Annotated in this window: 14 protein-coding genes; 1 reads left to right on the top strand and 13 read right to left on the bottom strand. The window is 62.6% G+C overall.

Annotated features, from left to right (window positions below):
• Positions 1 to 8 precede the first annotated feature (8 nt).
• Genes R8L07_10090 through crcB form a run of 4 tightly spaced genes read right to left on the bottom strand, consistent with a single transcriptional unit; the run spans position 9 to position 5255 of the window.
• Positions 9 to 3206, bottom strand: coding sequence for an AsmA family protein (locus R8L07_10090; protein ID MDW3205883.1), 3198 nt, complete (start codon positions 3204 to 3206; stop codon positions 9 to 11).
• Positions 3206 to 3883 carry an HAD-IA family hydrolase gene (locus tag R8L07_10085; GenBank protein MDW3205882.1) on the bottom strand — a complete coding sequence of 226 codons (678 nt, stop codon included), beginning with the start codon at positions 3881 to 3883 and terminating at the stop codon, positions 3206 to 3208. Before R8L07_10085 ends, R8L07_10090 begins: the two co-directional genes overlap by 1 nt.
• 2 nt (positions 3884 to 3885) lie before the next feature.
• Positions 3886 to 4878 (bottom strand): RluA family pseudouridine synthase, encoded by a 993-nt coding sequence (locus R8L07_10080; GenBank protein MDW3205881.1) that lies wholly within the window; start codon positions 4876 to 4878, stop codon positions 3886 to 3888.
• Complete coding sequence (gene crcB / locus R8L07_10075) at positions 4875 to 5255, bottom strand: fluoride efflux transporter CrcB (GenBank protein MDW3205880.1); 381 nt, start codon at positions 5253 to 5255, stop codon at positions 4875 to 4877. Before crcB ends, R8L07_10080 begins: the two co-directional genes overlap by 4 nt.
• A gap of 177 nt (positions 5256 to 5432) precedes the next feature.
• Between crcB and R8L07_10070 the strand changes: the two genes are divergently transcribed.
• Positions 5433 to 5975, top strand: a complete 543-nt coding sequence (locus tag R8L07_10070) for a PAS domain-containing protein (protein ID MDW3205879.1) — start codon at positions 5433 to 5435, stop codon at positions 5973 to 5975.
• 15 nt (positions 5976 to 5990) lie between these two features.
• Here the strand turns inward: R8L07_10070 and R8L07_10065 are convergent, their stop codons facing one another.
• The 9 genes from R8L07_10065 to secY all read right to left on the bottom strand — a co-directional run bounded on the left by R8L07_10065 (position 5991) and on the right by secY (position 14468).
• Positions 5991 to 6743, bottom strand: a complete 753-nt coding sequence (locus R8L07_10065) for a TerC family protein (GenBank protein MDW3205878.1) — start codon at positions 6741 to 6743, stop codon at positions 5991 to 5993.
• A 12-nt stretch (positions 6744 to 6755) separates the two neighbouring features.
• On the bottom strand, positions 6756 to 8084 hold the full coding sequence (locus tag R8L07_10060; GenBank protein ID MDW3205877.1) for a replication-associated recombination protein A: 1329 nt from the start codon (positions 8082 to 8084) through the stop codon (positions 6756 to 6758).
• Between the two features lie 3 nt (positions 8085 to 8087).
• A complete protein-coding gene (locus R8L07_10055) occupies positions 8088 to 9494 on the bottom strand; it encodes a Do family serine endopeptidase (GenBank protein ID MDW3205876.1) in 1407 nt (468 codons plus the stop codon).
• Positions 9495 to 9636: 142 nt separating this feature from the next.
• Positions 9637 to 10056 (bottom strand): 50S ribosomal protein L17, encoded by a 420-nt coding sequence (gene rplQ / locus R8L07_10050; GenBank protein ID MDW3205875.1) that lies wholly within the window; start codon positions 10054 to 10056, stop codon positions 9637 to 9639.
• A 114-nt stretch (positions 10057 to 10170) separates the two neighbouring features.
• Positions 10171 to 11205: a DNA-directed RNA polymerase subunit alpha gene (locus R8L07_10045; GenBank protein ID MDW3205874.1), complete on the bottom strand. Its 1035-nt coding sequence runs from the start codon at positions 11203 to 11205 to the stop codon at positions 10171 to 10173.
• A 130-nt stretch (positions 11206 to 11335) separates the two neighbouring features.
• Positions 11336 to 11722 carry a 30S ribosomal protein S11 gene (gene rpsK / locus R8L07_10040; protein MDW3205873.1) on the bottom strand — a complete coding sequence of 129 codons (387 nt, stop codon included), beginning with the start codon at positions 11720 to 11722 and terminating at the stop codon, positions 11336 to 11338.
• A gap of 73 nt (positions 11723 to 11795) precedes the next feature.
• The gene (gene rpsM / locus R8L07_10035) at positions 11796 to 12164 is read right to left on the bottom strand and encodes a 30S ribosomal protein S13 (protein ID MDW3205872.1); all 369 of its coding nucleotides are present in this window, start codon (positions 12162 to 12164) and stop codon (positions 11796 to 11798) included.
• Between the two features lie 310 nt (positions 12165 to 12474).
• Positions 12475 to 13119 (bottom strand): adenylate kinase, encoded by a 645-nt coding sequence (locus R8L07_10030; GenBank protein MDW3205871.1) that lies wholly within the window; start codon positions 13117 to 13119, stop codon positions 12475 to 12477.
• Positions 13116 to 14468, bottom strand: a complete 1353-nt coding sequence (secY, locus tag R8L07_10025; GenBank protein ID MDW3205870.1) for a preprotein translocase subunit SecY — start codon at positions 14466 to 14468, stop codon at positions 13116 to 13118. Before secY ends, R8L07_10030 begins: the two co-directional genes overlap by 4 nt.
• Positions 14469 to 14534 lie beyond the last annotated feature (66 nt).

Here is a 14534-nt window from a genome sequence, read left to right as displayed (position 1 = left end):
CAACCGGATCAGTCCCCAAACAGGCTCTTCACGGCGCCGCCAATGCCTTCTTCGATGGCCTTGGCCGGGTTTTCGACCGGATTGGTCGCGGCACCGCCGGTATCCTCCGGCTGGTTCTGCAACTGCTCCTGGCTTTCGGCGATTTCCTTGCGGCACGGGTGATCTTCCGGCAGGTCGCCGACCACCGCCAGCAGGGCCGGGGCAATGCCGCCGGTCAACACACCGGTCAGGATGCCGATCCCGACAGTGGTCGGGTCCGGGATGACGGACGGGCTGGCGAAGGTTCCGGTAACCTGAAGCGGCAACGTCGCAATCCCCGCACCACGCGGCTTGACCGCAAGGTCGAGTTCTTCGGTGCCGAGATTTATCTGCCCGCGGGTCGCCACGGTGACCGGCCCGGAGGCGGTGTAACCCGCCTTGGTTTCCGCCAGCCCCTTCGACAGGTCATAGTCGAAGACGGCACAATCCAGGACGATCCAGCCGCCTTCCGATGCCAGCATGTCGGCGATGAGACTCCCGAATGCATCCTCGAACGCCTTTTTCAGAACGCGGCTGTCATAGACGCTCATCTGGAACTTGCCGTCCAGAGACGCGGCAATGGCCCGCGGATTGTTACCGGCCCCCTTGAGGTCGATCGACACATCCAACGGCCCTTCAATCTTGTCGCGCATGTCGACACCGGCAAGCAGGGCACTCAGCGCCATCTTCTCGCCGGTCATCCGAACGGCGATCGGCGCAGCCTGCTGACTGGCATCCAGGGCGATCGTCCCGTCGATACTGCCGCTGCCGATCCCCGCCTTGAAGGGCGAAATCGACAGGTTGCCGTTCTGCAGGCTGATGGCGATTTCAAGATCCGTCATCTCCGAGACCGCAACCAGAGTTCCGGCCTTGTACTGGACCTCAGCGTTGACCGAGGACAGCAGTTCCAGCGGCAGCGGGTCCTTGGGGATCAGTTTCCCGTCGCCCGCGGCTGAACCGCCGCCCGATGCCGTGCCGCCCCCGGAAGATTGCTGCCCCCCTTCGGACGGCGGAGAGACGTCCTTGAGGTCGAAGCGGTTCGACGACAGATTGGCGACGAGGCTGGGCACGTCACCGGTCCCGTCAAATGTCAGGGTGCCGGAAATGTCGCTGTCGCCGATCTTGGCGGCAAACGGGTCCAGCGAGACCGGTTCCCCGGCATCGCCCTTGATCTGGCCGGAGATATCGACCGGACCGATGGACGGCACGGCCGTGCCCGCGGCGTCCGACAGAACCGAAAGATCCGGAGAGACAATTTTGAAGCCCAGATCGGCGCCGGACAGTTTCACCAGATCCTCGACCGTACCATTGGCTTCGACCAGCAGGGTTTCCGCCTTGCCCAGGGCCAGGGCCAGTTCGCTCAACGACATCGTGCCGCTGGCATCCCCGGCAACGCGCAGGGACATGTCCAACGGGCCCAGGGCAGGAACCGCCGCATCGCTAAAGGCCTCGACCAGCGGCGAAAGATTGCCAACCTCCGGCGAGACCGCCTTGACGGTCAGATCGACGCCGGTCTGTTCCATCAGGTTCGCAACCGCGCCATTGGCCTGCACCTTGATGGTTTCAGGACGTCCGAAATCGACCGTCATGTCACTCAGACCCAGCCCGGATCCCATCCCGCCGGAAACCTTGGCGGTCATGTTCATCGGACCGATATCGGGGATCGGTTGACCGGAATAGGCCTCTGCAATGTCGGAAAGGTTTCCGAGCTCGGGCGATTTCGCGGCGATGTCCAGGGCAATGCCTTCCTGCTTCAGCAGGTCGGCCACGCCACCGGTAACGGAGAGCAGAAGCGTGTCGGCACCGCCAAGGGACAGGTCCAGGCCCTCCGCGGCCAGACCATCCGTCATGCCACCATTGACCGCGACCTTGAGGCTGAGCGGCCCGAGCGGCGGGATGCTCTGATCCGGGCCGGCGACCGTTTGCACCACCGGGGTCAAGGACCCGATCTGCGGCGACGTCACATCGATATTGAGGGCGATGCCCTTCTGCCGGGCGACATCCTCGATGTCCCCCGCGGCGTTGATCAGAATGAGGTCTTCCTTACCGAGCGTCGCATTCAGGCCTGACACCTTCAGCCCGTCGGCGACCCCGCCGAGGACCTGCAGCTTGACGTCCAAGGGACCCAGCGCCGGCACGTCCTGTCCGGCAAAGGCCTGGGTGATCGGCGAAAGATTACCGACTTCGTCACTTTTCAGGGCGACGGACAGATCAATGCCGTCCTGTCCCAGCGCGTCGGCAATCCTGCCGTTGACCGTCGTGTGAATGACATCCGCCTTGCCAATGTCCACAACAAGCGGGTCGACGGACAGCGCATCGCCGCTGCCTTTCAGGGTCGCGTCGACCTTGAACCCGCCAAGGCTGGGAACCTGAATTCCGGCAATCTTGGCCGCGTCGGCCAGTTCCTGACCGAGGGCGCTGACCGTGACATCGATTCCCTGCTGCCCGGCCAGGTCCTGAATTTGGCCGATGATCGAGACGTCGATGCCCGCGAGATTGCCGACGAAATCCACCGGAGTCGGCTGCGCGGCGTCGGTCATCGACTGAAGCGAGCCCATTTCCCCGGCCATGATGAGCGCCAGATCGTCGAAAGCCGCATCGAGATTGAGCGCCAGCGGCGCGTCGGCGGAGTCGCTGCCCAGCGTCAGTTCGGTCAGTTGGAAGGTCTTTTCGGTGTTCTGGACACCGTCCTTCATCACGACTTCGACGTCGGCGATGCGAAGGTCGCGAATGATCGGCAGAACCAGATCCGCGTCTCCGCCGGGCGCCTGAACCTCCGTGTCCTCCGGTTTCCGGCCGAAATCGGTATTGCTCATGCCCTGCGCGTTTGTTTCGACGATCGCGCGAACCTTGTCGACATGGACCCGGGTAATGTCCGGGGTATCGCCCAGCAGCGAAAACAGTTTGAAGGCGACGTCAACCGAGCCGACCTCCACCATCTGGGGACGGCTGCCCCAGTCGGCGTTGGTCAGGGAAATGTCGGTTGCCTTCAGATAGGTGTCGGAGCCGAGTTCAAACTCGATGGGACCATTGATCACCAGAAGCCGGCCGGTTGATTCCTGCACCGCTTCCTGAATCTCGGGTTTCCACGCGTTGAGGTCGACATTCAGGATGTAGACAACCGCGCCGACCACGAGGATGACCACACCGGCCAGAATTCCGCCTACAATTTTCAGAAATCGACGCATTACTCATCGCTCCATATCGTTTGCAGAAGACCGGGAATGTCAGCAAAGCGCTCGGCGACGGCGCGCGCGCCCGCTTTTCGCAACTCGGATGGCGGATGATACCCCCAGGAAACGCCGATTGCATGAGCGCCGGCCCGGACCGCCATCGTCACATCGAATACCGTATCGCCGATCATTGCCGTGTGCCAAGGCTTAACACCTAACTCTTCCATGGCATCAATCAAGATGTCGGGGTTCGGTTTCCCCGGCCCGTCATCAGCCGTCTTCAGAACCGTGAAGTGGTGCCCAATGCCATGGCGTGCCAGCGTATGCCCCAATCCCCGGCGCCCCTTACCCGTTGCCACGCCCAGAAGATAGGTTTCCTGACCGGCCAGTGTCTCTAGGACTGTCGCGCAATCTTCATACAAGGGTTCTTCATGCGCGCCGACCTCACGGCCGCCGACGAACACCGACTTGTAATTCTCTGCCAGTTTTTCGTGCAGGGCGTTTCCTGCTGATGGTGCCAGATTGGCGATCGCCTGAACCAGTGGCAGGCCGATCTGATGACGCATGGCATCTGCGTCCGGCGGCTCCAGCCCCTCTGCCCGCCATGCGGCGGACAGGGTCGACACGATGATATGCCCGCTATCCACCAAGGTCCCGTCGCAATCGAAAACGATGAGCCGCGGTGTTCTCATGGTCACTCCATCAGGTCAGCAAAGGGATCGTCGAAATCCGGACCGGCGGTCTCGAATTCGAACAGGGACAGCGTCTTTCGGAAATGCGGGGGCGGTTGCGCGACGATGCGGGCGCCAGCCCCCGGCACACCGGCCGGCAGGGTCAGCGATCGCGCATGCAGATGCAGTCCCTTCGGCAATTCATCGCCCGGCGGGAACGCGGCCTTTCCGCCATACTTGCCATCCCCCAGGATCGGCGTGCCAATTGCGGCGAGATGCGCGCGGATCTGATGCGTGCGCCCGGTTCTGGGCCACAGGGCGACCAGCGCGGCCTTGTTCGCCGCCCGTTCCATTACACGAAACTCGGTGACGGCGGATTGCCCCTCCTCCGGATCGGCGACGACGCGTTCGCCCCCCGCACCGCCCTGCTTCGAAAGCGGGATACGGATCGTGCCTTCGTCAGGGTCCGGCACGCCGGCCGTGATCGCCCAATAGATCTTCTGCATCTGGCGGCCCTTCAGGGCTCGTCCCAGGTCAGTGGCGGTCGTTCGGTCGCGCGCCAGCAGCATCACGCCGCTGGTATCCTTGTCCAACCGGTGAACCAGACGCGGCTTATCCTCGGCATCGAAGGTCAGGAATTCCAGCATGCCGTCCAGATGCCGGTCGGTCTTGCTGCCGCCCTGAACCGCAAGACCCGGCGGTTTGTCGATCGCCAGAATGCCGGCATTGCGAAAGATCACCAGCTTTCGGACAAAAGCCTCGTCCCGGGGATCCGGCCCCTTCGGCGCGCGCTGTCCGGGCGGCGGTGCCGCCTCATAGGGTGGGATTCGCACCGTCTGTCCGGCAGCAACCCGCGAATCCGTCTTTGCCCGTCCGCCGTCCAGCCGGATCTCGCCCTTGCGCAGGGCCTTCTGCATGCGCCCGTGGGGCATGTCCGGGCAGCGCGTCCGGATCCAGCGATCCAGACGCATCCCGTCCTCGTCCGGGCGAACCTCCAGGGTCTGAACGCCGCTCATCCCATCACCATCCTGGCCAGCGCCATGCCGGCAATCAGTCCCAACACCGCCAGAACCGCAGAGCCGACGGCATATCCCGCGGCAAGGGCTACCTGCCCGCGTTCGATCAGCAGCACGATATCCAACGCATAGGTGGAAAAGGTCGTGAAAGCGCCCAGGAAGCCGACGGTCAGAAAGGCCTTGAGGCCCGGCATCGGTTCCGACAGGTGCGTCAGGGCGTGAATCACGATCCCCATCAGAAAACTGCCCAGAATATTGGCCGCGAAAATTCCCCAGGGGAATCCGCCCGCCGTCCAGCGCATGATCTGCGCGGCGAAGTAATGGCGGGCCAGCGCCCCCAGGGCACCACCGGCCGCAATGGCAAGAACCGTTTTCATGGTTTGAGGTTATGCGTCCGGGCAGGGTCCTATGCAAGCACCGCCAAGCGACCGGATTCAAAGCTACCCAAGCGCGAAGAGTTGGAGTAGCATCTCGTCGTCGCCAGAATGGCGCTTCATTTTCGCGGTTTTCCGCGACTTCCGCGCAACCAATCCGATCCATTGTTTGGGAAGTTCATGGTCCGAAGCAATCACATCGGCAATCTGCATCCCATTGTCCAGGAGGCATTCGCCTACTGGAACCAGAAGCGTGGCAACCGCACGATGCCGCGCCGCGAGGACATCGATCCCATCGATATCCCCAGCGTCATCCCGCATATCATTCTGATCGATGTCGACCACGACCCTTTGGATTTCCGATTTCGCCTGATCGGCACCTATGTCGACCGCCATGTCAGCGGCTCCTATACGGGCCTGCGGCATCGCGACATCCCGAGAAAGGGACCGGGGTCGGACATTTGGAATGCGCTGGAAAATGTCGCCCGAACGGGGGAACCGCATGTCGACTATATGGGATACCACGGCCCGGTGCCGGAAGTCCGAGGGGTTGAAGAAGCAATTCTGCCGCTGGGCCATGACGGCCGGATCACGATGATGATGAATGTTCTGGTCTTCATCGCCGATCGCAATCCGATGGTCGACCTGACCGCGCGCTACCGGCAGGACTGGCCGATCGGCAATGCCGAAGCGGAGCTTTTCCGGATATCGATCAACGACTGATCGACAACAAGACCGTCAGCCCTGTAGCCCGCTTTTCTCCGTCCGAATACGCCGGGCCCGGCGTGCCGCCATGTTCAGAACCTCCACCAGGCCGGAAAATGCCATTGCGGCATAGACGTAGCCTTTCGGCACATGGGCGCCAAATCCCTCCGCGATCAGCAGCATCCCGATCATCAGCAGGAAACTGAGCGCCAGCATGACGACGGTCGGGTTGCGGTCAATGAAGCGGGCCAGCGGGCCGCTGGCGAACAGCATCACCAGGACGGAGACGACCACGGCGCAGATCATGATCGGCAGATGCGGCGTCATGCCGACGGCGGTCAGGATGCTGTCGACGGAAAAGACCATGTCGAGCAGCAAGATCTGCATGATCGCGATCCCGAAACCGATCTTGCCGGCTGTATTCTTTTCTTCCTCTTCTTCCCCGGGGTCGACGTGGTGATGAATTTCGGTGGTCGCCTTCCAGACCAGGAACAGGCCGCCGGCGATCAGGATCAGATCGCGCCACGAGAAATCCACTTCGAACACGGTCACAACCGGCTGTGTCAGACCGACCAGAACGAACAGCAGGCTCAACAGGCAAAGCCGCATGATCAGCGCCGCGCCGATGCCCAACTGGCGGGCCCGGGGTCGATCCGCCTCCGGCAGCTTGTTGGTCAGGATCGAAATGAAGACAAGGTTGTCGATCCCCAGAACAACTTCCATCACAATCAAGGTCACCAGGGCGACCCACGCCTCCGGGCTGGCCACAAGCGTCGCGATATCCATTTTCTGCGCCCCCTAATCCTCAATCTCGGCCTGTCGCCGCTTTCGTCTCAACCCGTCCCAGTAGTCCAGGCGTTTCTTGATCTCGCGTTCGAATCCGCGCTCCACCGGCTGGTACAGCTTGGCGCGCGACATGGTGTCCGGGAAGTAGTTCTGCCCAGAGAAGCCGTCCGGCGCGTCGTGGTCATAGGCATAGTTCTTACCGTAGCCCTGATCTTTCATCATTCGGGTCGGGGCATTCAGGATATGTTTCGGCGGCATCAGGGAACCGGTCTCCTTCGCCGCCCGGCGCGCCGACTTGTAGGCGCCGTAGGCGGCATTGGATTTCGGGGCCGTCGCCAGATAGATGACGGCCTGCGCCAGGGCCAGCTCTCCTTCCGGGCTGCCCAGCCGCTCATAGGTGTCCCACGCCATCAGCGCCTGATGGGCCGCCTGGGGGTCGGCCAGACCAATATCCTCATAGGCGAACCGGACGAGGCGCCGCGCGACATAGAGCGGGTCTTCCCCGCCTTCCAGCATGCGGCCGAACCAGTAGAGCGCCGCATCACAATCAGAACCTCGCAGGGATTTGTGCAGCGCGCTGATCAGGTTGAAGTGACTGTCCTGATGCTTGTCATAGACCGGCAGCCGCCGCTGAACCGCCGCGGCCAGTCCGGCCGGGTTCATCTTTTCCGTCGTGCCGAGCGCGAACAACGCCTCCGCCATGTTCAGCAGATAACGGCCGTCCCCATCCGCCATGGCGATCACCGCAACCCGCGCATCCTCGTCAAGCGGCAGGGCGCGCCCTTCGGCTTCCTCCGCCCGCTCAAGCATCCGGGCCAGCGCGACCTCGTCGAGCCGGTTCAGAACGAAGACCTGACAGCGTGAGAGCAGGGCCGCGTTCAGCTCGAAACTGGGATTCTCCGTCGTCGCCCCGATCAGCACGACCGTCCCATCCTCGACCACTGGCAGGAAACCGTCCTGCTGGGCCCGGTTGAACCTGTGAATCTCGTCCACGAACAACAGCGTGCCCTCGCCTGCCTGCCGGCGGGACGCGGCGCGCTCGAAGACCTTGCGCAGATCTGCAACCCCGGAGAACACCGCCGATAGCGGCTCGAAGGTCAGGCCACTCTGTTCCGCCAGAAGCCGCGCGAGGGTGGTCTTACCGCAGCCCGGTCCGCCCCACAGAATCAGGGATGTCAGGCGCCCGTTGTCGAGCATCCGACGCAGCGAGCCCTCCGGTCCGATCAGATGATCCTGCCCGACGACCTGCTCCAGCGATTTCGGTCGCAGCCGGTCGGCAAGCGGTCTCGGCGCCTCGGCTTCAAAGAGTCCCGGAACGGGGCCGGAGGCAGCGGGCGCCATGATCTAGCGGACCTCAACCGTTTTTCGATCGCCGTTCCGGTCGATGACCAAACGCCAGACACTAGGCGGATCGTTCATCACCCGTGCGAGATCCTTGGTGGTTTCGATCTCGAACCCGTTGACCGAACGCAGGATATCGCCGGGCTTCAGGCCGAGCCTTGCTGCCGGGGATCCATTCGCGATCTCAACCGCCATCACGCCGTCGCGGTCGCGTTGCAGGCCAAGTTCCTCTGTGACCGCAGGAGAAAGGTTGATAAACACCGCGCCGGCAAAGGGCGCATTGCGTCTGATCGTGATCGGATCCCGCGGCGGGTCTTCCGGGGGGGCGATCAGGGCAAAACTCCGGTTCAACGTCTTGCCATCGCGGATCACGGTCAGTTGGACGGTCTCTCCGACGCCTTTGGTTGCCGCGCGGAACCGCAGATTCTTGATGTCCTCAACCGGCTTGCCGTCGACTTCGGTCACGATGTCTCCGGCGCGCAGATCAGCTGCCGCCGCCGGCCCGCCCGCGCGGATCTGTTCGACGATGACACCGTGGGGACGCTCCATGCCAAGGGCTGCGGCAATATCCCAGTCAACGGCGCGGCCGGAGAAGCCCAGCCAGGGGCGGACCAGCGTTTCGCCCGATGCGGCGCTGCGCAGCACGGCCGCCACCATGTTGGACGGAATTGCGAAGCCGATGCCATGCGATCCGCCGCTGCCGGAGAAGATCGCGGTATTGATTCCGATCAGCTTGCCGTCCATCGCGACCAGGGCACCACCCGAATTGCCGGGGTTGATCGCCGCATCGGTCTGAATGAAGGACTGATAGTCCGAAATGTCCACGGATGTCCGGGCAAGTCCCGACACGATACCGCTGGTGACCGTCTGCCCCACGCCGAACGGGTTGCCGATGGCAAGCACCAGATCGCCGACGGAAACGGAATCCGAATCGCCCAGCGTGACGACGGGCAGGTTCCCCTGCGGGTTCTTCAGCTTCAGAACCGCCAGGTCCGTACGCTCGTCCGACAGGATCAGTTCGGCCTGGAACTCTCGGCGATCGCGCAGGATGACCTGAATGTCGTCCGCATCGGCAATGACGTGATGATTGGTGACCACCAGCCCATCCTGCGAGGCGATCACCCCGGAGCCGAGCGAATTTTCCGACCGGCGTCGCGTGCCGCCGAAATTGTCACCGAAAAAGCGCTGAAAGAACGGGTCGTTGAACAACGGACTACGGAACCGCGCCGCTTCCACCACCTTGGTCGCATAGATGTTCACCACCGCCGGCGCGACCTGCTCCACCAGGGGCGCATAGCTGAGCGTGATCTGTTCACGGCTCTGCGGCACCTGCTGGGCGGCCGCCGGACCGGCCAGGGCGAAGACAGAAAGAAGGGTGAGCCCAAAGGCGGAAAGGGAGCGTATCATCATCCCCTTAGTGTAGGAAGCGACGCCCCGGTTTGAAAGATGTCTCCACAAGGCAATGCAGCCATCCAGTACATGGAGCAAAGGCACGAAAAAGGCGGCGCCTATGGGGCGCCGCCTTTGCCGTAACGTTCCGTCGCGTCGCGGATTATTCTTCCGCGGCGGCTTCGACTTCCTGCGTCGGGCCGCTGTCCTGACCCTTGGCGCTTTCGTCGCGCTCGACCAGTTCGATGACTGCCATCGGGGCGCTGTCGCCATAGCGGTAGCCGGCCTTCAGGACGCGGGTGTAGCCACCCGGGCGGGCTTCGTAGCGCGGGCCCAGGACGTCGAACAGCTTCTTGACCATCGCATCGTCGCGCAGCTGCGAGTAGGCCTGGCGGCGACGGTGCAGCCCGCCCTTCTTGCCCAGCGTGATCAGCTTGTCGGCAACGCGCTTCAGCTCTTTCGCCTTCGGCAGCGTGGTCACGATCTGCTCGTGCTTGATCAGCGCGTTGGCCATGTTCGAGAACATCGCCTTGCGGTGTTCGGCGGTACGGTTGAGCTTACGCCCCTTGTTCAAATGCCGCATGATACTCGTCCTTCCATAGGTAACAGTGGTTTCTGAGGCGTCTCCGCCGGTCGCTCAAGGCTACAGCCGGCGGGGGACGAAACGCGTATTCAACTCTCGGTTCCAGCCGTCAAATCAGAACGGCTCTTCCAGTTTCTTGGCCAGGTCCTCGATGTTGTCGGGCGGCCAATTGGTGATTTCCATGCCGAGCGACAGGCCCATCTGACCGAGAACTTCCTTGATCTCGTTCAGCGACTTGCGGCCGAAGTTCGGCGTGCGCAGCATTTCGGATTCCGTCTTCTGAACCAGATCGCCGATATAGACGATGTTGTCGTTCTTCAGGCAGTTCGCCGAGCGGACGGACAGTTCCAGTTCGTCCACCTTGCGCAGCAGGTTCTTGTTGAACGGCAGTTCCGACGGGCGGTCTTCCTCGGTGCGGACTTCCGGCTCCTCGAAATTGATGAAGATCTGGAGCTGGTCCTGAAGGACGCGGGCGGCGAGCGCCACGGCGTCTTCCGGGGTCACCGCACCGTTGGTTTCCAGGGACATGGACAGCTTGTCATAGTCCGTGACCTGACCGACGCGGGTGTTTTCGACCTTGTAGGAGACCTTGCGCACCGGGCTGAAGACCGAGTCGACCGGGATCAGGCCGATCGGGGCGTCTTCCGGACGATTCTGGGTCGCCGGGACGTAGCCCATGCCGTTGTCGACCGTGAACTCGATGTTCAGCTTCGCGCCGCTGTCCAGCGTGCACAGGACGAGATCCGGGTTCATGACTTCGATGTCATGGCCGGTCTCGATCATGCCTGCGGTCGCTTCGCAGGGGCCTTCGCAGGACAGGCGCATCTTCTTCGGGCCTTCGCCATGCATGCGCAGGGCCAGCGCCTTCACGTTCAGGACGATGTCGGTGACGTCTTCGCGGACACCCGGGATCGACGAGAATTCGTGCAGCACGCCGTCAATCTGAATCGAGGTCACGGCCGCTCCCTGCAGCGAGCTCAGCAGAACCCGGCGCAGCGCGTTGCCAAGCGTCAGGCCAAAACCACGCTCCAGCGGCTCGGCGACGACATTGGCGATCCGGCGCGGATCGTAGCCGGGGCTGACTTCCAGCTTCTTCGGCTTAATCAGGGCCTGCCAGTTTTTCTGGGCGTTCGCGGCAATATCACTCATTTGGTTCTCGCCTCATAGCTCAAGTAAAGCGTGGGACCCGGCGTGGATAACGGTGCGGAAATGGCACCGCTCGCCCTGGTCGCTGGCGGCGGGCCGTCGGTGAAACCGGACGGCCGCCCCGAGAAATCGGTCAGACCCGACGGCGTTTGCGCGGACGGCAGCCGTTGTGCGGAATCGGGGTCACGTCGCGAATGGCAGTGATCTGGAAACCGACCGACTGCAGCGCACGCAGAGCCGATTCACGTCCCGACCCCGGGCCCTTGACGTTGACTTCCAGCGTCTTCACGCCGTGATCCTGCGCCTTCGCACCAGCTTCTTCGGCCGCCATCTGCGCCGCGAACGGCGTGGACTTCCGGCTTCCCTTGAAGCCCTTCGAGCCGGCCGAAGACCAGGAAATCGCGTTCCCCTGGACGTCGGTAATGGTGATCATCGTGTTGTTGAACGTCGAATTCACGTGGGCGATGCCCGACGCGATGTTCTTCCGTTCCTTACGCTTGCGAACAGGAGCCTTAGCCATTGTCTCTTTCGTCCTTCATCTTGGCGCGCGAAACACCGCCGCGCGCCGGACCGCCCGCGCAGGGCGATCGGAATTACTTCTTCTTACCGGCAATCGCCTTGGCCGGGCCCTTGCGGGTGCGCGCATTGGTATGCGTACGCTGGCCACGGACCGGCAGGCCCTTGCGGTGACGCAGACCGCGGTAGCAACCAAGGTCCATCAGGCGCTTGATGTTCATCGCGACTTCGCGGCGCAGGTCCCCTTCGACCGTATGGTCGCGGTCGATGACCTCGCGAATGCGAGCCAGCTCGTCTTCACCCAGCTCGTTGACGCGCGTCGTCGGCTCGACGTTGCACGCGGCCAGGATTTCCTGGGATTTGGTGCGACCGATCCCCGTGATGTAGGTCAGCGCGACCAGCACCCGCTTGTTGGTCGGAATGTTAACGCCGGCGATACGTGCCACGTCGCGTACTCCTTCAAACGTGTTTAGGAGACGCCATTGACGTCTCCGTCCATCGATCCATCTCGTTTCGGTCGGATCGGTTTCGCCTCGGAATATCCTCTGGGATATCCCCATGCGGCTCAATCGATCCGTAACTGGGACTGGTATTGAAGCGCCAACCCCGAAGTCGCTTATATTTCAAGCGCTTCCGCCTGCTCCGCCCTGCGAAGCGCGCGGAGTATAGGCAAAAGCATCAGCTTGTCAACGCAACAGAAGCCGGAAAACGCCCGGAATCTGTGTTTTTTCGCCCGAACGGCGCAAGTCGCCCGGCTCAGCCGAGCGCGGCCTCGATCTGGCGGGTCACTTCATCGATCTCCGCCATGCCGTCGACCTTCTTGAGCATCCCCTTGTCCCGGTAATAGGGCAGGATCGGCGCGGTCTGTTCATGATAGGCGGCGAGGCGCGACGTCACCGTCTCTGCATTGTCGTCCGCGCGGCGCTTGAACTCGGTCGCGCCACACTTGTCGCAGACGCCTTCCTTTGCCGGCTTCTGGAACGAGTCGTGATAGCCTTGGCCGCATTCGGCGCAGGTATATCGCCCGGTAATGCGTTCCGTCAGCGCCGCGTCGTCGACTTCCATTTCGATAACCGCGTCGAGCTTCAGACCCTTTTCGGCGAGCATGGTATCCAGTGCTTCGGCCTGGGCCACGGTTCGGGGGAATCCGTCGAGGATGAAACCGTTCTTGCAATCGGGCTGATCGATGCGGTTCGCGATAATCCCGATCACCAGTGCATCCGACACCAACTGCCCGGCTTCCATCACCGCCTTCGCTTCCCGGCCGAGCGGACTGCCGCTCTGCACCTCGGCGCGCAGCATGTCACCCGTCGAAAGCTGGACCAGACCGCGAGAGTCCTCCAGGCGTTTTGCCTGGGTCCCCTTCCCGGCGCCCGGCGGGCCGAGCAGAATGATGTTCATCGCTTCTTCCCCCTCAATTTGGCCTTCTTGATCAGCCCTTCATACTGGTGGGCGATCAGATGGCTCTGAATTTGCGTGACGGTATCCATCGTCACCGTCACGACAATCAGAAGCGTCGTACCGCCGAGATAGAATGGAACGGCGAACTGACTGATCAGCAACTCGGGCAACAGACAGACCAGGGCCAAATAGGCCGCGCCGACCACAGTCAGACGTGTCAGGACGTAATCCAGGTAGTCGGCCGTATTCTTGCCGGGGCGGATGCCCGGAACGAAACCGCCGTTGCGCTTCAGATTGTCCGCGGTGTCCTGCGGATTGAAGACGACCGCCGTGTAGAAGAAGGCGAAGAAGACGATCATGCCGATATACATCGCCAGATACAGCGGCTGCCCCCGCCCCAGATAGGAGGAGATTTCCGCCAGCAGGCCGCCATCCGCGCCCGCCGGGCCGGAGAAGTTCGCCACCGTCAGCGGCATCAGCAGGATCGAGCTGGCGAAGATCGGCGGAATGACCCCGGCCGTATTGATCTTCAGCGGCAGGTGGGACGTGTCCCCGCCGTACATCTTGTTGCCCATCTGGCGCTTCGGATACTGCACGAGAATCCGGCGCTGGGCGCGCTCGACAAAGACGATGAACACGATGACGCCGATCGCCAGCATCAGGAAGCCGAGCAGGATCGGGGTGGACAGCTGACCGCTGCGGCCCAGCTCGAACGTCGCGGCCAGCGCGGCGGGGAATTCCGCAACGATACCGGCGAAGATGATCAGCGAGATCCCGTTGCCGACGCCGCGCTGCGTGATCTGCTCACCCAGCCACATCAGGAAGACCGTGCCCCCGACCAGCGTGATCACCGCGGTCGCGCGGAAATACCAGCCAGGCTCGATCACGGCGCTGGAACCCGCTGAGGTGTTCAGGCCCTCCAGACCGACAGCAATACCATAACCCTGCACCGCCGCGAGGATGACTGTCAGGTAGCGGGTATACTGGTTGATCTTTTTGCGGCCGCTTTCGCCTTCCTTCTTCAGCTGCTCCAGCGTCGGGAATACCGCCGTCAGGAGCTGCATGATGATCGACGCCGAGATATACGGCATGATGTTCAAGGCAAAGATCGCCATGCGCCCAATGGCGCCCCCGGCGAAGGCGTTGACCATGTCCAGCACGCCGCCGCGCTGCTGTTCGAAGATGTCGGACAGGATGACCGGGTCGATCCCGGGCAGCGGGATATAGGTCCCGATACGGTAAACGATCAGCGCGCCCAGGGTGAACCAGATCCGCTGCTTCAGTTCCGTCGCCTTGGCGATCGAGCCGAAGTTGAAGTTCGCTGCCAGTTGTTCCGCGGCTGATGCCATGGGTCCGTCCTGTCCTCAGCGCCGGGACCCGCAGGGTCCGGCCGGTCTATTAAGATGGTCTTATAT

It is taken from the genome of Alphaproteobacteria bacterium, assembly GCA_033344895.1.
Taxonomy (GTDB): domain Bacteria; phylum Pseudomonadota; class Alphaproteobacteria; order UBA8366; family Aestuariispiraceae; genus Pacificispira.
The sequence above is the reverse complement of the archived record's forward strand: the minus strand, read 5'-3'. Positions and strand labels throughout refer to the sequence as shown.

What these genes read in the sequence shown, in the direction of transcription:
- R8L07_10090 (MDW3205883.1), bottom strand. Translation starts at nt 3,206, where the DNA reads ATGCGTCGATTTCTGAAAATTGTAGGCGGAATTCTGGCCGGTGTGGTC.
- R8L07_10085 (MDW3205882.1), bottom strand. Translation starts at nt 3,883, where the DNA reads ATGAGAACACCGCGGCTCATCGTTTTCGATTGCGACGGGACCTTGGTG.
- R8L07_10080 (MDW3205881.1), bottom strand. Translation starts at nt 4,878, where the DNA reads ATGAGCGGCGTTCAGACCCTGGAGGTTCGCCCGGACGAGGACGGGATG.
- crcB (MDW3205880.1), bottom strand. Translation starts at nt 5,255, where the DNA reads ATGAAAACGGTTCTTGCCATTGCGGCCGGTGGTGCCCTGGGGGCGCTG.
- R8L07_10070 (MDW3205879.1), top strand. Translation starts at nt 5,433, where the DNA reads ATGGTCCGAAGCAATCACATCGGCAATCTGCATCCCATTGTCCAGGAG.
- R8L07_10065 (MDW3205878.1), bottom strand. Translation starts at nt 6,743, where the DNA reads ATGGATATCGCGACGCTTGTGGCCAGCCCGGAGGCGTGGGTCGCCCTG.
- R8L07_10060 (MDW3205877.1), bottom strand. Translation starts at nt 8,084, where the DNA reads ATGGCGCCCGCTGCCTCCGGCCCCGTTCCGGGACTCTTTGAAGCCGAG.
- R8L07_10055 (MDW3205876.1), bottom strand. Translation starts at nt 9,494, where the DNA reads ATGATGATACGCTCCCTTTCCGCCTTTGGGCTCACCCTTCTTTCTGTC.
- rplQ (MDW3205875.1), bottom strand. Translation starts at nt 10,056, where the DNA reads ATGCGGCATTTGAACAAGGGGCGTAAGCTCAACCGTACCGCCGAACAC.
- R8L07_10045 (MDW3205874.1), bottom strand. Translation starts at nt 11,205, where the DNA reads ATGAGTGATATTGCCGCGAACGCCCAGAAAAACTGGCAGGCCCTGATT.
- rpsK (MDW3205873.1), bottom strand. Translation starts at nt 11,722, where the DNA reads ATGGCTAAGGCTCCTGTTCGCAAGCGTAAGGAACGGAAGAACATCGCG.
- R8L07_10030 (MDW3205871.1), bottom strand. Translation starts at nt 13,119, where the DNA reads ATGAACATCATTCTGCTCGGCCCGCCGGGCGCCGGGAAGGGGACCCAG.
- secY (MDW3205870.1), bottom strand. Translation starts at nt 14,468, where the DNA reads ATGGCATCAGCCGCGGAACAACTGGCAGCGAACTTCAACTTCGGCTCG.